The 23,883-nt window shown below is 66.9% G+C and carries 20 protein-coding genes and 1 pseudogene; 8 read left to right on the forward strand and 13 right to left on the reverse strand.

From position 1 onward, the window contains the following. Positions 1-76: 76 nt before the first annotated feature. The 3 genes and pseudogenes from EAX62_RS07800 to pknB form a co-directional block, all read right to left on the reverse strand. Positions 77-997 (reverse strand): DMT family transporter, encoded by a 921-nt coding sequence (locus EAX62_RS07800; RefSeq protein WP_147454057.1) that lies wholly within the window; start codon positions 995-997, stop codon positions 77-79. Between the two features lie 28 nt (positions 998-1,025). After that, positions 1,026-1,217, reverse strand: a complete 192-nt coding sequence (locus EAX62_RS17510; RefSeq protein ID WP_407703320.1) for a PASTA domain-containing protein — start codon at positions 1,215-1,217, stop codon at positions 1,026-1,028. Positions 1,218-1,247: 30 nt separating this feature from the next. Further along, positions 1,248-3,107 (reverse strand): annotated as a pseudogene (gene pknB, locus EAX62_RS07805) (Stk1 family PASTA domain-containing Ser/Thr kinase); the annotation flags it as partial. Between the two features lie 124 nt (positions 3,108-3,231). Between pknB and EAX62_RS07810 the strand changes: the two are divergent. Beyond that, positions 3,232-3,897: a hypothetical protein gene (locus tag EAX62_RS07810; protein WP_121901141.1), complete on the forward strand. Its 666-nt coding sequence runs from the start codon at positions 3,232-3,234 to the stop codon at positions 3,895-3,897. A 56-nt stretch (positions 3,898-3,953) separates the two neighbouring features. On the opposite strand, the gene EAX62_RS07815 is transcribed toward EAX62_RS07810, so the two are convergent. Continuing rightward, positions 3,954-5,051, reverse strand: coding sequence for a polyprenyl synthetase family protein (locus EAX62_RS07815; protein WP_233557866.1), 1,098 nt, complete (start codon positions 5,049-5,051; stop codon positions 3,954-3,956). A gap of 47 nt (positions 5,052-5,098) precedes the next feature. Between EAX62_RS07815 and EAX62_RS07820 the strand changes: the two genes are divergently transcribed. Continuing rightward, positions 5,099-6,028, forward strand: a complete 930-nt coding sequence (locus tag EAX62_RS07820) for a methylenetetrahydrofolate reductase (protein ID WP_121901744.1) — start codon at positions 5,099-5,101, stop codon at positions 6,026-6,028. On the opposite strand, the gene EAX62_RS07825 is transcribed toward EAX62_RS07820, so the two are convergent. Continuing rightward, positions 5,952-8,156, reverse strand: coding sequence for a HelD family protein (locus EAX62_RS07825; protein ID WP_121901142.1), 2,205 nt, complete (start codon positions 8,154-8,156; stop codon positions 5,952-5,954). The genes EAX62_RS07820 and EAX62_RS07825 overlap by 77 nt on opposite strands. A 151-nt stretch (positions 8,157-8,307) precedes the next feature. Here EAX62_RS07825 and EAX62_RS07830 point away from each other — a divergent pair, with 151 nt between their 5' ends. Next, positions 8,308-9,138 carry a DsbA family protein gene (locus EAX62_RS07830; RefSeq protein ID WP_147454059.1) on the forward strand — a complete coding sequence of 277 codons (831 nt, stop codon included), beginning with the start codon at positions 8,308-8,310 and terminating at the stop codon, positions 9,136-9,138. Further along, positions 9,138-9,974, forward strand: a complete 837-nt coding sequence (locus EAX62_RS07835) for a cytochrome c biogenesis CcdA family protein (protein WP_121901144.1) — start codon at positions 9,138-9,140, stop codon at positions 9,972-9,974. The genes EAX62_RS07830 and EAX62_RS07835 overlap by 1 nt, the downstream gene beginning before the upstream one ends. 197 nt (positions 9,975-10,171) lie before the next feature. Here EAX62_RS07835 and EAX62_RS07840 read toward each other — a convergent pair whose 3' ends face one another. The 7 genes from EAX62_RS07840 to EAX62_RS07875 form a co-directional block, all read right to left on the reverse strand. After that, positions 10,172-10,630, reverse strand: coding sequence for a hypothetical protein (locus EAX62_RS07840; protein WP_121901145.1), 459 nt, complete (start codon positions 10,628-10,630; stop codon positions 10,172-10,174). A 210-nt stretch (positions 10,631-10,840) separates the two neighbouring features. Continuing rightward, positions 10,841-12,244, reverse strand: a complete 1,404-nt coding sequence (locus EAX62_RS07845; RefSeq protein ID WP_147454060.1) for a hypothetical protein — start codon at positions 12,242-12,244, stop codon at positions 10,841-10,843. A gap of 76 nt (positions 12,245-12,320) precedes the next feature. Continuing rightward, positions 12,321-12,842 carry a DUF1707 SHOCT-like domain-containing protein gene (locus EAX62_RS07850; RefSeq protein WP_121901147.1) on the reverse strand — a complete coding sequence of 174 codons (522 nt, stop codon included), beginning with the start codon at positions 12,840-12,842 and terminating at the stop codon, positions 12,321-12,323. Beyond that, positions 12,839-14,041, reverse strand: coding sequence for an NAD(P)-binding protein (locus tag EAX62_RS07855; RefSeq protein WP_158600588.1), 1,203 nt, complete (start codon positions 14,039-14,041; stop codon positions 12,839-12,841). The genes EAX62_RS07850 and EAX62_RS07855 overlap by 4 nt, the downstream gene beginning before the upstream one ends. Before the next feature lie 366 nt (positions 14,042-14,407). Continuing rightward, positions 14,408-15,031 carry a VOC family protein gene (locus EAX62_RS07865; RefSeq protein WP_121901150.1) on the reverse strand — a complete coding sequence of 208 codons (624 nt, stop codon included), beginning with the start codon at positions 15,029-15,031 and terminating at the stop codon, positions 14,408-14,410. A 149-nt stretch (positions 15,032-15,180) separates the two neighbouring features. Further along, entirely contained in the window at positions 15,181-17,130 is a 1,950-nt protein-coding gene (locus EAX62_RS07870; RefSeq protein WP_121901151.1) for an acyl-CoA dehydrogenase family protein, read from the reverse strand. 65 nt (positions 17,131-17,195) lie between these two features. Next, a complete protein-coding gene (locus tag EAX62_RS07875; protein ID WP_121901152.1) occupies positions 17,196-17,501 on the reverse strand; it encodes a hypothetical protein in 306 nt (101 codons plus the stop codon). Positions 17,502-17,601: 100 nt separating this feature from the next. On the opposite strand from EAX62_RS07875, the gene EAX62_RS07880 reads away from it, so the two are divergent. From EAX62_RS07880 to EAX62_RS07895, 4 genes are all read left to right on the forward strand, one after another. Then, positions 17,602-18,717 carry a glycerophosphodiester phosphodiesterase gene (locus EAX62_RS07880; protein WP_121901153.1) on the forward strand — a complete coding sequence of 372 codons (1,116 nt, stop codon included), beginning with the start codon at positions 17,602-17,604 and terminating at the stop codon, positions 18,715-18,717. Between the two features lie 133 nt (positions 18,718-18,850). Further along, positions 18,851-20,239 (forward strand): HAD family hydrolase, encoded by a 1,389-nt coding sequence (locus EAX62_RS07885; protein ID WP_199711205.1) that lies wholly within the window; start codon positions 18,851-18,853, stop codon positions 20,237-20,239. Between the two features lie 180 nt (positions 20,240-20,419). Further along, positions 20,420-21,679: a serine hydrolase domain-containing protein gene (locus EAX62_RS07890; protein WP_199711206.1), complete on the forward strand. Its 1,260-nt coding sequence runs from the start codon at positions 20,420-20,422 to the stop codon at positions 21,677-21,679. Positions 21,680-21,759: 80 nt separating this feature from the next. Continuing rightward, complete coding sequence (locus tag EAX62_RS07895; RefSeq protein WP_121901154.1) at positions 21,760-22,740, forward strand: alpha/beta fold hydrolase; 981 nt, start codon at positions 21,760-21,762, stop codon at positions 22,738-22,740. Between the two features lie 67 nt (positions 22,741-22,807). Here the strand turns inward: EAX62_RS07895 and EAX62_RS07900 are convergent, their stop codons facing one another. After that, a complete protein-coding gene (locus tag EAX62_RS07900; protein WP_121901155.1) occupies positions 22,808-23,710 on the reverse strand; it encodes a hypothetical protein in 903 nt (300 codons plus the stop codon). Positions 23,711-23,883: the final 173 nt, after the last annotated feature.

The following is a 23,883-nucleotide window of genomic DNA, read 5'->3' on the forward strand; positions in this document are numbered from 1 at the left end:
TCCTCGAAGTGTGGGGGGCTTGACCCGAGTCTAGGGAACTTCCCTGGCCTTGGTCGCAGGGCCGCAGGGCACGCGGCTACGCCGGGCGGGAGCGACGCCGTCGGACTTCCTCCACGAGGGCGTCGATGACCCGACCCCGCTTGCGCGGCCAGGCGGTCAGCAGCAGCGCCACCACCACGAGCGAGCCGCCCACGATGATGTGGACGGTGAGCGGCTCGAACCCGAACCCGATGGCGAAGATGGCCGAGAACACCGGCTCCGAGCACATGATCACGGCGCTGGGTGTGGCGGCCACGTAGCTCTGCGCCCAGCTCTGCAGGAACAGGGTCACGGCGCCGCAGAAGATGCCGAGGTAGAGCAGTTGCCCCCACAGGATGGGGTCGCGCGGCATGTCGAAACCCGTGAACGGGACGACGACCAGCGCCACGGCTGTCCCCATGAGGGCCTGCATGACGGTGAGCTGCTGCACCGTCTCCGGCCTGACCCAGCGGCCCAGCAGGACGATGTGGAATGCGAACATCACCGCGCCGAAGAGCGTCAGCGCTGCCCCGAAGCCGAATCCTGCGTCACCCCTGCTGGCACCACTCGCGAGGATCACGATCCCGACGATGGTGAGACCCACCGCGAGCCACGTGGTGGCGGGCTGGCGCTGGCGCAGCAGGACCGCGGAGATGATGGCGGTGAACACCACGTAGCTGGCGGTGACGAACCCTGACAGGGACGCCGGGGTGTATTGCAGGCCGATGATCTGGGAAGCGATGCCGGCGGTGAACAGAGCCCCGAGCACCATCCCGCGCACTGCGACGGCACGCGGCATCCGCAGCCGGGTGGAGAACACGGCGACGAGCACCACGCCCGTCAGGACAAGCCGGACCACCAGCAGGTTGATGGGGGAGATGGACTCGAACGCGCTCTTGGCCACCACCACCGTGGAACCCCACGCCATGGCCGCCACCAGCAGGGCTGCGAATGCCCACGGCATGCGGTTCGAGGTCACCTTCGCAGCCTAGTGGGGGAGGTTCGGCTCAGGCGACGAGGAGGACCACAGTGCTGCCGTCGGGGACGCTGGTGCCGGGGGGCGGTCGGGTCCCCACGGCGAGTTGGCTGGGGAGCGGGAAGCCGGTGACATTCTCCACCTCCACCACGAGGCCGGCGGACTCCAGGATCCGCGTGGCCTCCTCAGTGCTCTTGTACTTCACGTCGGGAATCTCCACCATGACGGGGCCCAGCGACTCCACGAGCGTGATGGTGTCGCCGCGCCTGCCGGTGCCCGAGGCGGGCGTCTGGGAGATGACGAGGCCCTTCGTCACGGTGTCCGAGTTCTCGGGGGTGACCTTGACCGTGAACCCGGCCTTCTCGAGCTGGGTCTTGGCGGTGGTCGCGGGTCGGTACACGAAGGCTTCGATGGCGATGGGTTCAGGGCCCTTGGAGACGGTCAGGTCGATGGGGGTGTCGCGTTTGAGCGCGGTGCCCGGTTCCTGGGAGGCCGACATGACCACGCCCGCTGCCACGTCGTCGGAGAACGTCTCCGTCACGGTGCCGACGGCGAGGTTGGTGGACTCCAGCGCGGCCCGTGCCTCATCCAGGGATGAGCCGACCACTTTCGGCATGCCGAATCGCTCCGGGCCCAGCGAAATCACCAGGGTCATGGTGTCGCCGCGCAGGATCCTGGTTCCGCCGCCCGGATCCGTCGAGATCACGAGTCCGGCGGCAACATCCTCCGAGTACGCCGTGACGGTGTCCACACCCACATTGTTGACGTCGGCCGCCTTCCGGGCTGCCGCCTCGCTGACCTGAGTGACACTGGGGACGGTGGTGAAGCGTCCTGCGGTGAACCACCAGGAGCCGACGCCCGCGCCGGCGGTGACGAGCAGCACCAGCAGCAGCAGCAGGACGCCACGGCGTCGGCGGTGCACCGGGTTCTGGGAGATGTGGAGGTTGGGGAACACGGGTGTGCGGTGCATGCGCGGTTGGCGTCCCGAGTCCTCGGGGTTGGGCGCGATGGGTTGGCGGGCATTGCGGGTCAGGGCGGGGGAGGCAGGTGATCCGGGGGAGAGGGGGTGCCATGCACGCGCCTCCACAGGCCCGTTCCCGCCGCCGGCGGCAGCCTGGAGTTCGCCGTCGGCCAGGGGTCGGGGTCTCGCATCCGGGCGCGGCTGGATGGGCTGGGTGAGATCGCCCGGCACGGAGGGGTGCGGTCTGAGTTGTGCCGCCAGCACGGGGTTGTCGCGGCCGCCGGTGGCCAAGAGTTCCTTGCGTACCTGGCGCACGCGCTCCAGCATCACCCTGCCGTCGAAGAGCCGGGAGTCCGGGTCGCGGGCCGTGCAGGCCTCCACGAGGGCATCCACGTAGTCGGGGATGCGCCAGCCGCTGTGTCCCACCTCGGCCAGCGTCGCCGACGGCTTCTCAATGTCGACGTTCACGTGAGCGTAGGCGATCTGGTAGTTGTTCTCGCCGGTGTGGGGTTTCTTGCCCGTCAACATCTCGAACAGCACCACGCCTGCGGAATAGACATCGCTGCGGGAGTCCGGGCGCGAATGGGTCACGAGTTCCGGGGGCAGGTAGCTGGCGGTGCCCACCAGGACGCCCGTGGCGGTCATCTGCGGGGACGTCATGAGGCGCGCCAGGCCGAAGTCGGCCACCTTCACCTGGCCGCGGGTGGAGATGAGGACGTTCTCCGGCTTGATGTCGCGGTGCACGAGCCCGCTCTCATGGGCGCACGCCAGCGCCGCCACGACGGGCTCGATCAACTCCAGCGCCTTCTCGGGGCGCAGCGGGGCCTCCCTGCTGATGCGCCGGCGCAGCGTCTCGCCCTCCACGAACTCCATGACGATGTAGGGCTGACCCTGCGCGGTGCCCTGGTCGAACACCCCCACGACCGCCGGGTGGTTCAGGGTGGCCGCCGCGCGCGCCTCGTGGTCGAACTTGGCGGCGAAGTCGTCGTCCTCGCCGAGATCGCGACGCATGATCTTGACGGCAATGGTGCGCATCAGTCGAAGATCCCGCGCCCGGTACACCGTGGCCATGCCACCGCGTGCCAGCTTCGCCAGGATTTCGTATCGTTCGTCCAGCACATGGCCGACCAACGGGTCGTAAGTGCTGTTCATGAACGCAGTCTCCAAAACACGCCTCAAGGGTAAGTAGGCCGTGTCAGCCCGTGGGCCGATTGTAGAGGGGTTTGATGACAGAGCGTGAAGCGGCGCGCCCGGCGTGTCCCCCTAGGGTGGGGGCATGACTGCTCTGGTTTCCCTGGCGACCCGCCTGTCCCTGGCGAAGGTGGCGTTGCACGTGCATGCCGATCGGGCCGATGTTGAGGCGCTTGCGCCGGTGCTTGCCGCGGGCGTCGATCTCCTGTTGCTGGGCGGATCCGGCGATGTGAAGGACGACGTCGAGACGTTGCGCACGTTTCGCCGACGGTTCGCCCACACCCGCCTGTTGCTGGGAACCGACGACGAGGATGTGGCGGAGCCGGCCGCCGCGGACGTGGTGCACTTCCGCCGCCGCCACTGGGTGCGGGCGCACACGAAAGGTCACGAGTGGGGGCTGCGGGGCGTCGACGTCCTGCACGAGAGCGCGCTGGAGTCCCCCGGGGAGGACTTCGACTACCTGTTCGTCGGGTCCGCCATTGGCCTGCCCGGTGACCTCCTGGCTGCTGCCGTGGCGCTGCAGCCTCCGCTCACGGCGGGTGCGGTGCCCTGGTTCGCCGTGGCGACACCCTTCACCGGTGAGGTGGCGGGATGCCTGGCCGCCGGTGCGCGTCGCATCGCACTGACCGACGAGATCGTTCAGAGGGACGATGCCGCGGACGTCGTCGGCAGCATCGCCGAGGCCGTCTCACGGGCGTGGGCCGACGATGAGCGCACCCCCGACTACCGGCGCGGGGCACTGCGGGCCTGAGCACGGCGCCCAGCCCGGAAGCCAAGCCGACGTGCTGGGACGCACCCAGGAGTCACTCAGTGGTCCCGCTGCCCGCTCAGCTGGGCCAGCCGGATCAGGGCGGTCCGGCCCTCGTCCGTCATGGACGTGGCACGCAGTGTTGCGACGGCGCGGTCGACGTCGTCGGCGATGATCCTCTCCGCCTCGGCGAGGGCCCCCGTGGCCCCGATGGCGGCGCGGGCGGCCTGCAACTGCCCGTCGGACATCGCCAGGTTGCCCAACGCATCGTCCAGGGCGGACCGCTGCGCCGCGTCGGCCCGCTGCAGGGCGGTGAGGACCAGTACCGTGCGTTTGCCCTCGCGCAGGTCATCGCCCGCTGGTTTGCCGGTGACGTGCGGATCCCCGAACACCCCCAGGACGTCGTCGCGGAGCTGGAAGGCGCGACCCACGAGCGATCCGATCTCCGCCAGCACGGCTTCGAGCCGGTCGTCCCCGCCGCCCAGGGCCGCCCCCACCTGCAGGGGACGCAGCACGGAGTAGCGGGCGGTCTTGTACTCCAGAATGCGCCGCGCCACCTCCATCTCCGCCTCCAGGTCCGTGACATCGGTCACCCCGAAGGAGGCCCCCACGTCCAGGTACTGCCCGCAGACCACCTCGGTGCGCATGGTGGACAGCAGGGTTCGAGCCCTGGACATCCTGCCGGGGTCGAGGTCGCTGTCCTCGAAGAGTTCGACACTCCACATCAGCAGGAGGTCGCCCAGCAGGATCGCGGCGGCACTCCCGAAGGTGTCCGCGTCGCCGCGGCCGTGGTGCGCGACGTGGTGTGCGGCGAACTGGTGGTGCGCCGCGGGGATGCCGCGGCGGGTGTCCGATGCGTCGATGATGTCGTCGTGGACGAGGGCGGAGACGTGCAGCAGGTCCAGCGACGCTGACGCCCGGAGCAGCCCCGTCGGGTCCTGCGGATGCCCCGCGGCCGCCACATGCCCCCAGTAGCAGAACGCGGGCCTCAGGCGCTTGCCACCATCGGTGAAGGTGCGCGCAAGCTCCAGCAGTTCACCGGTCACCACCTGTGACGTGGTGGTTTCCTGCGTGTCGAGGAAGAGCGTCAGCTCACGGGAGATGGCGTCCAGCAGGGCCGGGCCGAGCGGATTTGCGGAATCGGGGATCTCAGGCACGTGAACGAGCTTATGGGACCGTCGTGGCGTTCCCTATTGTTGTGGCCATGTCCGCTGAGCCCACCACCACCGCAACGATCGCCGACCTGCTGGCAACCGCCACCGAGCCGCTGCTGTCCTTCGAGTTCTTCCCGCCCCGCACCGCGGAGGAGGAGCCACGGTTCTCCAACGCGGTGGACAGGCTGGAGCGCTTCGCGCCCGACTTCGTCTCCGTCACCTACGGCGCCAGCGGATCCACCCGTGAACGCACCATCGACGCCAGCCGTGAACTGGCCCGGCGGGGTGACGTCACCGTCGGCCACCTGACATGTGTGGCCCAGTCGCGGCGCGACACCACGGAGGCGCTGGAGGCCTACCGTGCCTCCGGCATCACCAACATCCTGGCCATCCGCGGCGACATGCCGGGCGGCCCTGCTCAACGGTGGGAGCAGCACCCCGAGGGATTGGGGACGGCGACCGAACTGGTGGAGTTCATCCGCGACAGCGGCGACTTCTGCGTAGGGGTGGCCGCGTTCCCCAACGTGCACCAGCCGGACAACGACCCCGAACTCGACGCCCGCCTCGTCGTGGAGAAGGCCCGCGCCGGGGCGCAGTACGCCATCACACAGCTGTTCTTCGAGGCGAGCCGCTGGGTGGAACTGGTGGATCGCGTGCGCTCGCGGGGCTGCGACATCCCCATCATCCCGGGCATCATGCCGTTGACCGTCATCACCCAGATCGAACGCTTCGCAGCCCTGGCGGATTGCGAACTCCCCGCCGACTTCGTGGCGCAGCTCCGTGCCGCGGACAACCCCGCAGAGGTACGACGGATCGGCCTGGAGCGGGCCGAAACCATGTGTCACGAGCTGCTGGAGGCAGGCGCGCCCGGCCTGCAGTTCTTCACGCAGAACCGCTGGCAGGCTACGTCAGAAGTGATCTCCAGGCTCCCGCTGTCCCGGTCACGTCCAGCACGGTCATGCGCTGCGTCGCGCGGGTGAGTGCCACGTAGAGCACCCTCGCGCCGCCGGGGGACTCGGCGATGATGTCGTCCGGAGAGACCACCAGGACGCCGTCGTACTCGAGCCCCTTGGCCTGCAGGGGGGTGACCACCACGAGGCGGTCCTCCAGTTGCGCCAGGCGCTCATCCGACATCGTCAGACGCAGCACGGACTGCATCCGTGACGGAGGGCAGATCACGCCGACGGTGCCGGTGACCTGGCCCGCCAGCTGCAGGATCTCCGCGGTGATGGCCGCGTCGGCACCCTCAGGGCGTTCACTGACCAGCCGTGGCTCCAACCCCGTGGTGCGGATGGCGGTGGGGAGGTCGGCATCGGGGTACACCTTGGTGATCACCTTTGCCGCCAGATTGAACACCTCGGCGGGGGAGCGGTAGTTGGTGCTCAGGGTGAACCGGCGAGTCGGGGCGCGGCCCACGAGGTCCCTCATGGCCTGGCTGGTCTCCGCCTGGTCCGGGTAGGAGCTCTGGGCGGGGTCGCCGACGATGGTCCACGACGACTGGGGTCCACGACGTCGCAGCATCCTCCACTGCATCGGCGTGATGTCCTGACCTTCGTCCACGAGGATGTGGGCGTAGGTGGTCTGCGGATCGTCCTCCGGGTCGATGACCTGGTCGCGCCGCAGGGAATCGGACGTGGTGACCAGCTCCGCGATGTCGCCCATGTCGATGAACACTGGCTCGTCGATGTCGGGCTCGTCCTCGATGGGTGCGGGGCCCAGCATGTCCAGGAGTTCGTCGAGCAGTGCCATGTCAGCCACTGACCATCCGGTGATGTCGGTGGTGCTGCCGCGCTGCAGCCACGTGTAGGACTCGGCCAGCGCATCGCGCTCCTCGTCCGAGAGATCCGGTGCCACGTCGGCCACCAGCGCCGGGTCCCCCAGGCGTGCGAGCACACCGGGTGCGTCCAGGGTGGGCCACCAGGCGTTCATGAACATGGTCAGCGAGGCCTGCTCCGCAATGATGCCGGGCACCTCTTCGGTGGGCACGTCGACCTCGTCGGAGACCTTGGCGGCCAGTGCGGAGACCACCATGTCGCGTGCCTGTTCGCGACCCTTGTTCAATTTGGTGCGCGTCAGGACGTTGTCCCGGATGCGGTGCAATTCGGGTGCTCTCAGTCGCAGCACCTCACCCTTCACCGTCACGCGCACCTGCAGGAGCTCGGGACCGTCGACGAGGGGTCGGCGGATGAGCCGACGCAGCAGCGTCAGCATCCGGAGGCTGCCCTTCAGAGACGCTGCCGCGGAACGGTCCACCCGTTCGCTGGTCATGCCGAGCACGTCGGCGGCCACGGAGCCGATGGACTTCAGGGTCACGGCGTCCTCACCGAGGCTGGGCAGGACCCGCTCGATGTAGTTCATGAAGACGTTGGACGGGCCCACCACCAGCACGCCACCGCGCTCCAGCCGTGCCCGGTTGGAGTAGAGAAGGTACGCGGCGCGGTGCAGGGCGACCACGGTCTTGCCGGTGCCGGGGCCGCCGGCGATGATGGTGACGCCCTGGTAGGGCGCGCGGATTGCCTCGTCCTGCTCCGCCTGGATGGTCGAGACGATGTCGCGCATGGTGCGCCCGCGCGCACGGGTGAGGGCCGCCATGAGGGCACCCTCACCAAGGATGGGCAGGTCGGTCTCCACCGAGGAGTCGAGCAGGTCGTCCTCGAGGCCGATGACCTTGTCGTCGCGGCAGCGCAGCACACGGCGACGGATGACGTTCATGGGATTGGTCTGGGTGGCGCGGTAGAACGGCTCCGCGGCGGGGGCGCGCCAGTCGATGACCAGCGGCTCGTACTCCTCGTCGCGCACGCCGATGCGGCCGATGTAGCGGGACTCGGGCCCCGTCAGGTCGAGGCGCCCGAAGACGAGGCCCTCGTGCTCGGCGTCGAGGACGGCGAGTCGGCGTGCGGCCTGATACGCGAACGCGTCACGCTCGAAGAGCGCAGTGCTGTCCTCCTCGCGGTGGAAGCTGGTGCGGTCGGTTTGGAACATTTGCTGGCCCTGATGGGCCATGGATCGGGCACTGGCCGTTGCGGTGGCCACATTGTCGTACACCTTGTCGACGTGTGCCTGTTCGAGCGCGATTTCTTGCTGGAGTTCGCCGCGCGAAGTGGTCAACAGTTTCAATCCTCACCTTGAGACGGACATTCGATCCTACCCCGGCGCGGGTGCCGTCGCACACCGCGCGCTCGTCGCCTCCGTTTTCGTGTTTCGACTTTCCCCGGGGCACGGCATAGCCTCGACGGGAACCTGAGGGGGTATCCGCACAGTGTCCACTGAGCCCACCATCCACCCGTCCACTCCACTGCCCCGGCATCCTGAGGGCCGCAACGGCGGTTCCCGCGGGAGTGACATGACCGGTTTCTACAAGGTGGCCGTGGTGGTGCTCAGCATCATCGTGGTGGGACTGCTGGCCGTCGTGACGCAGGGCCCCGGGCAGAGCGCCGCGCCCCAGGCCACCGTGACGGTCACCGTCGACGGGGAGGCGCCGCTGCAGGATCCTGCGCCCACGTCCGATGAGAGCGTGAATCCCGAGCAGGACGCCTTCCTCACCAGCCTCCCCCGCCGCGAGGACGGGGACCCGCTGGCCAAGGGGCGCGTCGACGCGCAGATCGTGATGACGGAGTGGGCCGATTACCGCTGCCCCTTTTGTTCCGTGTTCGCCGAGGACACCCTGCCGCTGCTGCAGCCGCTCATCGACGACGGCACACTGCGCATCGAGTTCCGTGACCTCGCGATCTTCGGCGACGACTCCATCAACGCCGCAGCAGGCGCCCGGGCCGCCGGGGAACAGGGCCTCTACTGGGAATTCGCCGGCGCCCTGTACGCGTCGCTGCCGAACCAGGGACACCCGCCGGTGGGGGATGACGTCGTCGGCTCCATCGCCACTGAGGTCGGCGTTCCTGACATGCAGAAGTTCCAGGCCGACTACAAAAACCCTGCAACCCGTGCCGCCATCGACGCGGACAGCTCGGAGGCGCAGGGCTTCGGCATCTCGTCGACCCCCACGTTCCTCATCGGCACCCAGGTGATTTCAGGTGCACAGCCCCTGGAGGTCTTCGAACAGGTGATCGCCTCCGAGATCGCCAAGCAGGACTGATGGGCGTCGGATTCGCCGGGGCATTCCTCGGTGGACTGGCTGCGCTCCTCAGTCCCTGCGCGGCGATGCTCCTGCCGTCCTTCTTCGCCTACGCGTTCGGCTCCTCCCGCACACGGCTCCTCGGACGCACCGGGCTGTTCTACCTGGGTCTGCTCATCACTCTGGTGCCCTTGGGGCTGGCCGCCGGATCGCTGGGCGCGCTGCTCGCGACGCATCGCAGTGTGTTGGCGCTCGGGGGTGGCATTCTGCTCATCGCGCTCGGTCTGCTGCAGGTGTTCGGCATCAACGTCAACCTTCCAGGCTTCCGCAGCGGCGGGGGCACGGGGCCCTTTGCCGTGATCGCGCTCGGAGCCGTCTACGGTCTTGCCGGTGCCTGCACCGGGCCGCTGCTCGGTGCCGTGCTCACCATGGCTGCTGTCGGTGGATCGCCGCTCTACGGCGCCCTGCTGCTGGCGATGTTCGGCGCGGGCATGGTGGTGCCCCTCATCGTTCTGGCCTGGGTCTGGGACAGCACCTCCCTGTCGGAGAAGCTGCGCCCCCGCCCGCTGACGATCGGCCCCGTCACCACGTCGGTGTGGGGTCTGGTGTCCGGGGTGCTGTTCATCGTGCTCGGTGTCCTGTTCCTCACCACCGACGCCACCAGTGCTCTCGGCGGGATCTTCGACGCCCGCCAGCAACTCCGGTTGGAGACGGCACTCGGGAATTTCGCCGACGCGATCCCGGACATCGGCGCACTCCTGGTGGTGGCAGCCGTCGTCGGCCTCATCGTGTGGCACGCGCGAAAGCCACGCGCCAAGGTCTCCTCCCCGACCAAGGACGATTCAGAAGCCCGCTGAAAAGCGTCCTCTGACCGCATTGTTGGACCCAGTCTGGAACCGGTGCCTGACGTTGAGCGATGTGCCGGGTTGCATGCCCGGGAACGGCTTTCCCTTCGGTCTTTCCCTGGGCAGAGCGTGAACACTGTTGACAGGATTCAGGCCGCCCTCTCACCCGCAAGGCGTCTCGATTGGGCCCTAGATGGACCACCTGCTCGTCACACAGCAGAGGTGGTGGGGCGGTGATCGCCTTCGTGAAGGACTGCATGCGACGTGTTCATACGACGCCGCATGAGAGAACGCAGCAGTGCGACCACCCAGACCGCGAGCAATGCGGACCAGAGAAACGCGATGACGTCCAGCCGTACAAGGATGAGCATTTGATCTGACATCCACAGAGTCACCACACCACCGGCTCCACTGGCGAAAGCGAGGAACACGCGTTTCACCGGGGCCTTTGTGGAATCCGTCAAGAACGCCGCTGCCGTGCACAGCCCAACTCCCACGAATGGCACTAGAACAACGGCCATCAGCTGCGCCCCAGGGTAGTCATACGACACCCTGTCACTGAAGGGGATCATCGAAAAAATAGCCCATGGAACGATGGCCGCGGCAACAAAGGGAGCAATGGCGGGGACGACAAATGACGAGGCGCTGGGTTTTGGATTGTTGGGCATGACTTCCTTCGAACGTCGGTGACGCGATGACCATGAGGGAATCATGCCTCATGGCGACCCGTCGCGCTACGGAAAACCGTAAGCCGGCCAGTGCGGGACTACTCCCGAACCGTGCGATTCATCGTGCTCAGGATGGTGGGTTGTGAGCGTGTCGATATACCCCGTGTCCTCATCAACGAGTCGGATTGTTCGTGATGCTGCTGGAATTGTTTAGTGGATGCGGCGGGTTCCGTTGTTGTCGAGGGTGTAGCGGAATCCGAGTGGGCTGGTCCACACGAGTTGGCCGATGCAGGGTTGCATACATGTCCAGAATCCGGCCGTTTTGCCGCGGTGGAGTCGGCGGCTGAACGGCCCCAGATTCCCCAGCCGGGTTTGTGGGTCCCGGCAGGATTGTTGGTAGGCGGTGGTGTGATCGAGATCGAGGCCGCGGCTGGTGCGGTTGCTGTACGGGAATGCCTCTGTGGGGAACAGCAGGCACGCAGCTTCGCGTAGCCGGCGGGAGGGCCGGTATTGGTGCTCCGGGGGGATGGTGTTGAGGTCCAGGACGGGTGTCACGCGGATCTGTTTCCCGTCCAGCAACTCCCGGAGCGTTGCCACGGCGATGGTGGCGGTGTTCTCGATGACGGCTGTTGCGTCGGGGTGGAGGTGGATGTAGATCTGCACTCTGGGCTGGAGCCTGGCGGGGTTGATGGTGATGGTGCCGCAGGTGTGGCCGGTGCAGTGGGCGGGGTCGGAGGCGACTCTGCCGGTCTCGGGGTCAATCGGAAGTCCCTCTCCAACCGGCGCCTCATCCAGTCCGCCCTCGGATCGGTAGCTGGCCGTCTCGTACTGAGTGGTGCCGAACGTGTGGGGCTGGAGTGCTGCCTGGAGCATGGCCAGGGCGATGGCGGGGTGGGCCATGATGCCCAGTGCTTTGGATCGCAGGACATCGGCTGCGTCCCGGCTGTACTCAGGCTTTGCGTGGAGGATCCCGGCCAGTTGTGTGATGGTGGCGTTGACGTATTTCGCGTCGAGGAGGTCGAGTTTGGCGGTGAGGTTCACGGTGGCCTCATACGGTTCCCAGAGGCGGACGTTGCGGTCCTGCAGTTGGCGGGCTTCCCGCGCCGCCGCGATGGCGGGGTCGGCGGCGATGATCAGTGTGTCGCACAGGTCGATGGCGCCCTGCCACGAGAACCGGTGCTGTTTCGTGACCCAGGCCCGGCCCACAGTGTCGGCGGTCTCCGGGTCGAGGATGCCGAACTTCCCGGCGGCTTTTCGGGCACGGTGGGCGTCCAGGCTCAGGTCCTGCACCGCATCCCACAGGCTGGGGTGGCGGTGGTACAGGTTCAGGGTCTCGAACATGATGGTCTTGGCCCGTGCCGGGCTGCATCCCATGAGGGGGCCGAGTTCCATGGCGGCGAATTCGGAGATGGGTGCAGTTCCGGGGGACCCGCCCGGTGTTGTTTGCTCGACGAGTTCGTCGAGGAGTTCATCATTGATGACGGAATCGGTGGCGGCGGTGTAATTCTGGGCGAGCGAAACAATGGCGCGCAGCTGGTCGGCCTGTGCCTGTTTCTCTTGCGTCACGGCGTTCAGCAACAATGTTGTTGCTTCAACACATCTCTGCTTCTCCATATATACAGAATAGATGGCATCACTGACAATTCCATTATGGGCTCAGTGGATGCATTCCGGAACCATGGAACAGGGCTCAGCGGTTGTCGTCGTCGTCCTTGTTGGGGTTCGGGAGCTCATTGGTGCCGCCGGATCCGGGGAATCGTTCGTTGCCGCGCTTCGCCCTGCCGATGATCTGGGGGAGGACGAAAAACATGAACGGCCAGATCATCCACACCATGGCGCTGCCCGCGCCGTTCAGGACCAGCAACAGGACCGCGACGGCGATGAGTGCACCGGCTGATGCACTGATGGCGCGCACCAGGGGAGTCCTGAACCATGGCACGACGGGGCGCGGCACCTCCGGGACCACCAGGGCCGTCGGTAGGGCCAGGTCACTGACGAGTGGCATGAAGTCGCGGAGATAGGTGGCCTGCAGAGCCTGCTCAAGTCGCTGGGAATACTCGGGGTCGCGAAGCCGGCCGTCGGCGTATGCCTCTGCGAGGATGTCGGCGGCGTGGTCGCGGTCGAAGTCTGAGGCACGCAGACCCGAGGCCTCAGGGCTGCGTGGGTCCCGGGCGAAGCCTTGCCATGGATTGGACTGTGGTGTGTTCGTCATGATCTCTGCTCAAGCGTACTGCCCCTGAAGTGCCTGTTCGTGGGGCGGCAGTCCTCGCCCGTCAACCGCTCGTGCAGTTCGTAGACGGCGAGTGCGGCGCTGGCGAGTTCGGCCCACGGCTCGTTGCCGGCCGGTGAGCAGGCTGAGGCGGCGAGAAGATCGCCGACGATGGGTGTGCGACGCAGCCACGCGCGGCCGCTGTCGGGGGCGAGACCCCAGTCGGGGTCCGGGGTGCCACGACGGTGGTCGTGGGTGGTGGCCATGAGAGCGTCCGCCACGGGACGCAGCCAGGTGGTCACAGGGCCTGTGGGGGTGTGCTCGACCGTGGTACGCAGGGCAAGGATGCCGTCGTCGTCGCGCAGTGCGTGGGAGATGGCGGGTCGAAGAGTGCGGCGAGGGGCGGGCCGGAGCAGCGACCGGGTGGTGCGGGGGCGGCAGTCGATGGAGGTGGGTGTTGCGCTGTGGTTCACGACGGAGACCCCGCGCTCGATGACACGATCCGCCAGCAACTCCACGAGCCGTGACGCCCTCTGGCCCCGGCCATCCTCGTCGACAAGCTGCCAGCGGCCAAAGGTCCGATCGATGGCGTGGGTGGCTGCCAGCAGAGCCGGGGCCGAGGGGGAGTGTGTTCCGAGCATGGGGCCGAGGTCGGTGACGAGGACGGACAGTTGCGGATGGTCGAGACGGTCACCCAGGCCGCTCAGCGTCCGATCCAGCCACAGTTGCTGGCGGCCAGTTCTCTCCAGGGGAAGCCCCGGGCCATCGATGCCGAACGCCCGTCGCGCCGCCCAGACCGCGTCCAGGTCATCGATGAGGTCGCGCCACCGCTCGGCAGCCGGGGTTCCGAAGCGATGCGAGATGGCATGGAACTGGGCCCCCCGTTCCGCAGGCAGTTCCAGCGTGGAGCCGTCAGGGAATCGATGCTCGACGGCAGGGGCCTCGACGAGCGCCAGTCCGGCACGGTTCAACTCGGTGACGAGGTGCCCACCCGACTTCTTGAACACATCGCGCCATGTCGCGGGGAGGGACACGAGCTGCGGAAGCGCGTCGACGAGGTGCCCACCGGGGCCCTCGGTGGCGGCCCACCGTCCTCCCAGGGAGGCGCCTTCGGTGACGAGTTCCACGTCGTGGCCAAGCTTCGCCAGACGGGCGCCAGCAGCCAGACCGGAGAGCGTTGCGCCGTGCACCACCAAGGACATGGCCATCAGGATAGTCGGCAGTCACGCTCTGCGACCCGCTGCAGCCGGGGGGCGGATGGCGTGAACGGTCACGGAACCGAGTGGTCCAGGAGAACAGCCAGGGCCCCACGGCGGAAGCGGCAACAAGAGTGTGTGCAGACGCCACCGAAACGAAGCTGGAGATCGAGAACCCCGGGTCGAAGGTGATCGTTCCGCGAACCGAACCACTGGTCGCTGCGCTGCGCAGCGACACCGCACCGGTTCTCACCAGCATCCTTCTGCGCTGAGCGAGCGGTGGGCCCAGACGACACAGGTCCTCCACCGTGACCTGGTTCTGCGGTTGCGGTTGCGGGGGACCGTGCGGTGTCTGGACGACCACGAGACCGGTCAGCCGATACGGACCAGACCGTGAGGCGTCTCCAGTTCCACTGAGAGGGACACGGCACCCTTCCGGATCTCCGACACCGACTCGAGGGCGTCGACGGCTCCCAGAGCTGCCCGGACATCGTCGGGTGCGGGATGGGTGAGCGTCAGCGACAGCAGCGTGACGTCGGGCAATCCGACGGAGGGATGTGTACTGTCCTGCCAGTCGATGAGGAACGGGATGGTGCCCTCGAGTCCGCCGCGGGGCGGGGTCAGACGCCACGTGAGGATGTGCCCGTCGGGGGTCGCGCGATCCATGGGATTCGGCTCGCCGGGGTCGTAGCCGGCCTCGCGGGCCGAGGCGACCTGCGCGTCGAGGTCATCCGGCCGCACCGCCCACCCCACCACCGTGGTGGCGGTGACCTCGTCGACCCGCAGCGGACGCGGTTGCCCGGGCTCGTCCTGGGATGGGTCAGGACCGATGAGCTCGATGTAGCGGCCCTCACCCAGACCGACGAGGTGGTTCGCCGTACCCTGGCCCCCGTGTCTACCACCGGCCACCGGTTGGACGCCGGTGAGGGTGTGGAACTCGGCGACGAGCGCCTCCAGATCCGGGGATGCGATGACGATGTGGTCGAGTTGCGACATGCGTCGACTCTAGTCCGGGATGGTGGACAACGCGTGAGCTCGGCCCAGGGTGACCTGGCCTCTTCGTGTACCGGTGGGGGGGTGTACCTGGCCCGGAGAAGACGTCGACGACGGCCGTCCGGCACGGGTCTTCAAGGTGCTCGCAGCGATCACGGACCGTATGGCTGGCGCTGGTCCTCCATTGGCTCGGTGGACCATGGCGCGATCCACGCCCCCGTGCCCTCGGACGTGTCGATGATCCCGGATTCCAGCCAGGTGAAGTCCCCGGCCAACACCTTCTGTGACAGCTTCCTGTCTGTTTTGTCGCTGTTGGCCCACAGGTCCCGGAACAGGGCTTCGCAGCGATGCTCGGACTGTTCGCAGAACGCCAGGGCCAGCAGCTCGGCCGATGCCGCGTTGTCAGGATCCTGAGTGCGCATGAGCTCGACGCGGGAGATGCAGGCCGCCATGGCGAAGAGTTCCGCTCCCACATCCACCACCCGGCCCAGGAACGCCTGGTGGGTCTCCATGCCCGCCTGCCACGTGGCCATCCCGGCGAAGGTGTGCCGGGCCAGGCGTCGCGAGGAACGCTCGATGAAGCGCAGGATTTTCGCCATCCGGCCATGGTCCGCGAAGGAGTTGGGCAACATGCCGGAGCCAACGGCCAGGGTCGGCAACCATGTGGCGTAGAACCCGGAGGCGCCCATGGCGGCCCTGGCCTTTGCGGACAGATCGGCGTCCTTGTTGGCCAGGTCCCCGGCCGCTTTGAGGTGGGAGTCCACGGCCTCCCGGGCGATGAGGAGGTGCATGATCTCGGTGGAGCCCTCGAAGATGCGATTGATGCGCAGATCCCGCACCAACTGTTCGACGGGGACGCCACGTTCGCCGCGTGCCCGTTGCGACGAGGCGGTCTCGTAGCCGCGACCCCCACGGATCTGCAGCAGCTCGTCGGCGATCCTGCTGGCGACCTCCGAGCAGAACAGCTTGGCGAGGGCGGCCTCGATGCGCACGTCCTTCATGCCGGAGTCGGCCAGGGCGGCGGAGAGCTCGAAGACGGACTCCATGGCAAACGTGCTCGCCGCGATGTAGGAAATCTTCTTGCCGACTGCCTCGTGCTCCCCGACGGGCTTGCCCCACTGGACCCGGACGCTGGACCATTCGCGCGCGATCTTCAACGACCACTTGCCGGCGCCGACGCACAACGCCGGAATCGACAGGCGTCCGGTGTTGAGGGTGCTGAGCGCGATCTTCAGTCCGGCACCCTCCCTGCCCAGGCGGTTCTCGACGGGGACGACCACCTCGCGGAAGCGCGTGACGCCGTTCTCGATTCCGCGGAGCCCCATGAAGGCGTTGCGGTGCTCCACGATGATCCCGTCGGAATCTGCTTCCACCACGAACGCGCTGATCCCACCGCGGGCTGCCGTCCCGTCGGGCAGCGTGTGGGGTGGGACCGTAGCCATCACGACCAGCAACTCCGCCACCACACCGTTGGTGGTCCACAGCTTGGCCCCGTTGATCCGGTAGCTCTTCCCGTCCTCGGACAGGGAAGCTGTCGTCCCGAGACGTGCCGGATCCGAGCCGACGTCGTTCTCGGTGAGCAGGAACGCCGAAATGGCACCTGCTGCGCAGCGCGGGAGATAGGCGCGCTTCTGCTCCGCGGTGCCGAACATCTTCACGGGCTCGGGAACACCAATCGACTGGTGCGCCGACAGGAGTGCGCCCAGGCTGGGGTTCACCGACCCCACCAGCACCAGAGCCCGTCCGTAGTCGGCCAGATCCAGGCCCAGACCGCCGTATTCGCGCGGGATCTTCATGCCGAAGGCACCCACGTCGCGCAGCACCCGGATGACCTCGTCGGGGACACGGGCGTCACGCTCGATGGTGGAGGCGTCAATGTGGGCCATGGCGTCGCGCAGTGTGATCAAGAATTCTGCGCCCCTGGCTGCGGCGTCCGGATCCTGCTGTGGGTGGGGGTGGACCAGGTCCCAGTCGAACCTGCCCATGTAGAGGCCCTTGGCGAAGCTGGGACGTTCCCACCCCTGCTCCCGGGCGGCCTCCGCCACCTGACGGGCGACTTTCTCGTCGACGCGTTCGTCGGCATGCCTCTCATCGATGCTCACGGCGGGCTCCTCTGTTCAGGAAAAGGGCCTGCCACGGACTCCCACAGGCCCTGACGCAACTGATGTCAGCCTATCCCTGTGACGCTCGACCCGTCGGTGAATCCTCTGCTCTGTGAGGTCTCGATCCCGCCCCTGATGGGCGACGTGGGCTGCCCCGCCGTGATGGCCTGCAGCGTGTAGCTGAGGGGAGTGGTTCGTGGCGCTCCCGGAGCCAGAACTCGCCCCCACGGGCCGGCCACCGTGGCAACCCACCGTTGAATGCGCGGCAGCCAGCCGATGGCTCCCACGCGGTGTTGTCCCACGCCGGTGTGGACGAGGCCGAACCGTTGCGCGCCCCAGGCCGCCAGCCATGAGAATTCATTTCTGACCATCCTGATCGCCCTCCCGATCTAGTATGGCGAACAGTCCTGCGGCGCACTCCTCCCTGTTCCCCCCTGAGGTGGGCGCCGGTCTCAGAGAGGAGACACTGGCATGAGATCCATCCCAAAATCTGCTGCAGCGGTTGTCGCTGCCCTGGTGCTCGCCGTCACGAGTGCCACCCCCAGCGTGGCGCACGGTCCCGATCCGAAGCACCACGACCAAGCAACCCTCCCCGTCGTGATCGCCCACCGTGGCGCGTCCGGATACCGTCCCGAACACACGATTGCGGCCTACCAGCTCGCCATCAAGCAGTGCGCCGATTACATCGAACCTGACCTGGTGGTCACCAGGGACGGGATCCTCGTGGACCGTCACGAACCGGAAATCGGTGGTACCACCGACGTGTCGTCCCGGCCCGAGTTCGCCAACCGCAAGACCACCAAGCAGCTCGACGGGAAGCCGGTGACAGGTTGGTTCGCGGAAGACTTCACGCTCGCAGAGCTGAAAACCCTGCGCGCCGTTGAACGGCTCCCGGAACTTCGCCCCGACAACACCGCCTACAACGGCCTGTACCAGGTGCCCACGTTCGAGGAGGTGTTGAAACTCGCGGTGAAGACCAAAGCGTGCTCAGGAAAACGCCTCGGCGTCATTCCTGAAATCAAGCACTCCACCTACTTCCGTCACCAGGGCTTCGACATGGAACGAAAGACCGTGGCGATGTTGAAGAAGTTCGGTCTGACGAGTCATCGCGACCCCGTCGTGATCCAGAGCTTCGAAGTGAGCAATCTCGTGCGGCTCAGCTGGATGACCCGGGTGCGTCTCGTGCAGCTGGTCGACTGTCAGGGCGGCCCCTACGACGCGACCGCCAACGGCATCCCCCTCACCTACGCCAAGATGTCCACCGCCAAGGGGCTGAAAGCCATCAGCCTGTACGCGGACCAGGTGTCATTCTGCAAGGACGTCATGATCCCCAGGCAGGCCGACGGCAGCCTGGGTACACCCACTCGCGTGATTCGGGATGCACATCGCGCGGGGCTGGTGGTGGTCGGCTGGACCTTCCGGCGAGAGAACAACTTCCTGCCGCTCGAGTTCCGCAGCAGTGACAACCCTGCCGATCCGGGTGATCTGGTCGGTGAGATCCAGGTGTTCCTCGACGCCGGGATGGACCAGTTCTTCACCGACAACCCCGATCTGGGGGTGGCCGCGGTCAAGGAATGGAACGGATAGACCACCTCGGCACTGCACATCTCGACATGTTCGACTGCTGGACGGGCGATCCCATTGCCTGTCCGGGACTTCTCGACCGAGGGTATGGCACCCTCTTCCCGCAACCGCACCGCTACCCCCAGGGAGCAACACAATGGTCGCACCACATCGGACTCGGGGGCTGGCCGCACTCGGCCTCGCCCTCGTCCTTGCCGGCGTCTCCGGCACCCCCACCTTCGCCTCACCTCCTACCGACACCGTCTCGAACACCCCACCCTCTGTGACGGCGACGCCATCCGGAACCGTCGCGTCCCCTGCGGGGGACCTCAACACATCCGACAAGAAGCGCTGTCCGCAGCTTGAACTGGCCGCCAACTGGTCCGGTGACAACGCTCGACTGATCCAGGACGCCATCGACAAGTACGGCCGTTGCAGTTGGAAGGCCGGGAACCCGCCGCAGGTTCGCCCGTACGCCGTCTTTGACTGGGACAACACCGTCATCAAGAACGACATCTCCGACCAGACCATCTTCTGGGCTCTCCGCAACGACAAGATCCTGCAGCCGCCCGGACGCAACTGGCACAACACCAGCCGCTACATGACGGTCCAGGGTGCGGTGGCGTTGCGCCGGGCCTGCGGCAGCCTGGCCAAACCCGGCAAACCGTTGCCCACCAGCACCAACCTCCGGTGCGCCGACGAGATCCTGTCGGTGCGCAAGACACAGAAGACCACCGACGGCAAAGCAGTGTTCTACGGCGAGAACCAGCGCTACATGCAGGCCATGTACGCGTGGGTCGGCCAGATCATGCAGGGCTACACGCCTGCACAACTGCGCGCCATCGCCGCCGAGGCAAGGGACGCCGCGCTGAGTGCCCCCATCGGGGCGACGCAGGAGGTGGGTTCCAGCACGGAAACGGCGTGGATTCGCTACTACCCGGAGATGAACGACCTGATCCGCACGCTGAAGCGCGCAGGCATCGAGCCGTGGATCGTTTCCGCCTCGCCGAAGGAGTTCGCCGACGTCTGGGGGCCCGGTGTGGGAGTTGATTCCGCCCACACCATCGGCATCAGCCAGGTGGTTCGCAACGGCAAACTCACCGGTCACCTCAAGGGATGTGGGGGTCTGCCGGACGGCTCGGATGCGATCATGCCCTACATCGATGGGAAGCGTTGTTTCATCAATCAGACCATCCTGGGTGTCAAGGGCGCCCGCGCACTCCGTCCGATGCCGACATCGCTGAGACCCGTCCTGGCGGGCGGCGATGCCACCACGGATGTCTCGATGGTGCTGGATGCCAAGGGTGTGCACGTCGTGCTCAACCGCAACAAGGCAGAACTGATGTGTCGCGCCTACGACAACGCCGACAAGCGCTGGGCCGTCAACCCGATGTTCATTGAGCCGTTGCCGAAGATGGAGGGGACCTACCCCTGCTCCACCACGGCCTTCACGGACGCCGCGGGCAATCCGGGTCCCGTGCGCAGAGCCAACGGATCCATCATCCCGGACCAGGAGGACACTGTTTTCGGTCTCACTCAACCCTGAGATCACACGCACCACCGCCCCGTGCCTTCCGAGCCCCTCCCGTCCACGACGGGGAGTTCGGAGGCACGGGGCCCGGTCCGCTTCGCCGCCCGCGAACCGGAGACGGGAAGTCGCCGATGACAGGACCGCAACGCCTGTCACGGTCAGCCCTGGACAGTCGACGAAAAGGACCCAAGGTCAATGATGAGCCACAGCAGCCCCGAGATCGTCAGCCCTGAATCGGTGGGCATGTCCAGTCAGCAACTCCGCCGCCTGGACGAACTGGTCGCACGCCACATCGAGAGCAATGCCTACCAGGGCAACGTCGTGTTGGTGGCGCGCCACGGCCAGATCTGCCACTTCGCCGCCGCGGGCAAGGCGGATGATGGCGTCGAGATGACCACCGACGCCATTTTCCGGCTGGCGTCGATGTCCAAGGTCCCGGCGGCCGTCGCCGTCCTCCAGTTGTGGGAACGTGGGCTGATCAGCCTGGCGGACCCCATATCGGCGTACCTGCCCGAGTTCGCCACGCCGCAGGTGGCGGTCTGCGCCCCGGACGGCACTTACGAACTCCGGAACGCGAGCCGCGAGATCACCATCCACCACCTGCTCAGCATGACGGCCGGTATGACGAACACCTGGTGGGACGGTGCCTTCACGCACCCCGCCTACGGCGTGGTGCCGGCGCTGTATGCCGAGGCGGGCGTCCGTGATGACATGAATGCCCCGGACCTCACCCTCGAGGAGAACATCAGAGCGGTCGCCACGGTGCCTCTGATCGCGGACCCGGGCGAGATGTTCGACTACTCCAACAGCAGCGTCGACACCCTGTGCCGCCTCGTGGAGGTGGTGTCCGGGAGCAACTACGACGATTATCAGCGCGCCCACATCCTGCAACCGCTGGGGATGGACGAGACGTGGTTCTTCCTACCCGACGAGCACCGGTCCAGGTTGGCCGAGGTGTACTGGCCCGGACGTGACGAGAAGCAGACCCACAACGTGCAGGTGGGGCCGTTGACCCTGGGCCCGGAGGGTGCCCACAGTCCACACCACACCTACTTCAGCGGTGCCGCGGGTCTGCACGGCACCACCCACGACTACTTCAAGTTCGCCCAGATGCTGCTCAACAAGGGCGAGTTCGGCGGAGAGCGGATACTCAGCCCCGCCGCCGTGGGGCTGATGACCAGCAACCAGATCGGTGACCTGGACAACTGGCAGCTCACCCAGAACAAGTGGGGCTACATGCTCGACATCCAGCAGGGGGTCAACGCGGCACCCGGATCGATGCACTATCTGGGAGGGCCGGGCGCCTACAGCTGGCAGGGGTACTTCAGCACCAAGTTCGTCAACAACCCGGCACTCGACACTGTCATCCTGACGATGACCACCCCGGCTGCCGACGGCGCGCTACCGCACAACCTGCGCCTGATAGCAGCGGCAACGGCTGCCGTTGTCGACTGAAGGACGCAGTCCACTGAAGGTGTGACAGGGCCTCAGGGCATCTGACTCCCCGACACATGCCCAGGGTATTCAATGGGTGCATGGTGAATTCCGTCGATGTTTCGTGGCAGCTGGATGGCATGGCGATGGAGGGCACGCTCGCGCGCCCGGAGGGGGAGGGACCGTTCCCGGCCGTGGTCCTCGTCGCCGGGAGCGGGCCGACGGACAGGGATTGGTGTTCGCCCATGCTGCCCGGCACCCAGGGCAGCGCGCGGCTCTTCGCCGAGGCGTTCGCCCGGGCCGGTATCGCCTCCCTGCGCTACGACAAACGGGCCTCGGGCCCGCATGTCATGGACAACCTCCCCCGGTTGAGCGGCAGGATGAGCATGCAGTCCCACCTGGACGAACTGGCCGCCGCCGTCCGGGTCCTTGCGGGGCAGGATTTCGTGGACGCCACCAGGATCGTGGGGCTCGGCAACAGCGAGGGCACGCTGCACGTGCTCCACTACGCGACCAGTGATCAGGACGTGCCGTTTGCCGGTGTCGTCCTCGCCGCTCCGCCGGGGCGTCCCATCAGCGAGTTGCTGGTGTCCCAGTTGGCGCTGCAGGCAGCCCAGGTGCCGGGCGGTGCCGCCATGATGCCGAGGGTGGAGGAGGCCGTCGCCCGCTACACGGCAGGGCAGCCGATGGATCCCGACCCCACGCTGCCGGAGAGCGTCCGGATGGTGCTGTCCAGCTTCGAGACACCGATGAACCTGCCGTTTGCGCGCGAACTGTGGAGTGAATCCGCGAAGGAAGCACTCGTGCGGTTGGAGATCCCGGCGCTGGTCCTGATCGGTGGGAGGGACGTGCAGGTGGACATGCACGCCGACGGCGACCCGCTCCAACGAGCCGCAGCCGGGATGCCGAACGTCACCTTCGCGTTCCCGGCCAACGCCAACCACGTGTTCAAGGAGGACACCCGGACGCCCGCCGAGGTCGCGGCGTCCCCGGGGAACGGGTACAACGATCCCGACACGCACCTGGACCCCGAGAGCCTCACCACCATCCTCGACTGGTTGCGCACCATCCTCAAGGCGTGAGGCTGGGGCTGGCGGGTCACCCACTGGCCCATGTGGGTCTGGAGGTGGCCGGTTGCTGGCCGACTTTTCAGTTGAACAGGACCTGGTTGTTGAACACCCAGAGGTTGTCCTGGGTGTACTTGCCGCCCTTGTGGTCGATGACCGTCGTCAGGATGTAGCTGCGGCAGGCACCACGGCCTGTGTTGGGTGTGTCGCACTCGGTGCGCCACTGACGGCCCTCGGCGCTGGTCCATTTCCCGGTGCGGCCCAGGGGGTTGGTCTTCCACAGGGCGCGGTCGGACCAGCGGTAGGTGAGGGAGTTGAAGGCCCATCCCTTGACGGTTTCGAAGCCAGTGGGTGTCTTCTTGATGACCGTGGCGAAGATGTCGGTGCGGCATCGTGCGGTGGCGGAGTAGCTCTCGCAGGTGGTGCGCCACTGGCGGCCGTTGACGGTGCGTTCCCCGGGGATGGTGTAGACCTCCATCATCGGCCGAAACAGTTTGGCGACCGGCACTGTTGCTTTGCTCAGCCATGTGAGGCCGAGGTCCATTCTTGCTACGGCGCCGGGGGAGAACTGCCAATTGACATCGGTGAAGATGCTCGCATCGGCCCACGCGAACGCCCCGCTGCCGAGCGCCGGAAGCGGTTGCGGCGTGAATTCGTAACCGATGGAATTACTTTCGTAGACTGCCCGGATGCTGTCCTCGACCTCTTTGGGACTCGAGAAGTCGGGGGAGACGAAGAATATCAACCCCAAGGGGATGTCGGGGAGTCCCTTTACCCCGTAGCTGCAGGTGGTGGGAGTTGCCTCGAGGCTCGCCAGGAGGGGTTCAGTGGAAGCGGCTGGGCGGAACTTGTTGATCTCGGCCACGCTGGGACAGGACACACGCTTGACGGGCGCGACGTCAGCGGCTGCCGTGGACACCGGCCAGAGCGCCGAGGCGAGTGCAACGGCAAGCGCCGCTGCAAGGACACGGGGATGACGCTTCATGGCTGCTCCTGGCGTTGTCGAGGAAACCGAGTTGGCTCACCATACGTCGGGCGGGTGCTCTGAGGCCCGACTCGTGGCAATGTGCGTCAGCCAACGGTGCAGCGGTCCCGTATTCTGTGTGGTGACCGCGGCGGGGGATCCGACTTCCCGCTGAAACGGTTCGCAGGCGTGGA

It is taken from the genome of Tessaracoccus antarcticus (genome assembly GCF_003688855.1).
GTDB lineage: Bacteria > Actinomycetota > Actinomycetes > Propionibacteriales > Propionibacteriaceae > Arachnia > Arachnia antarctica.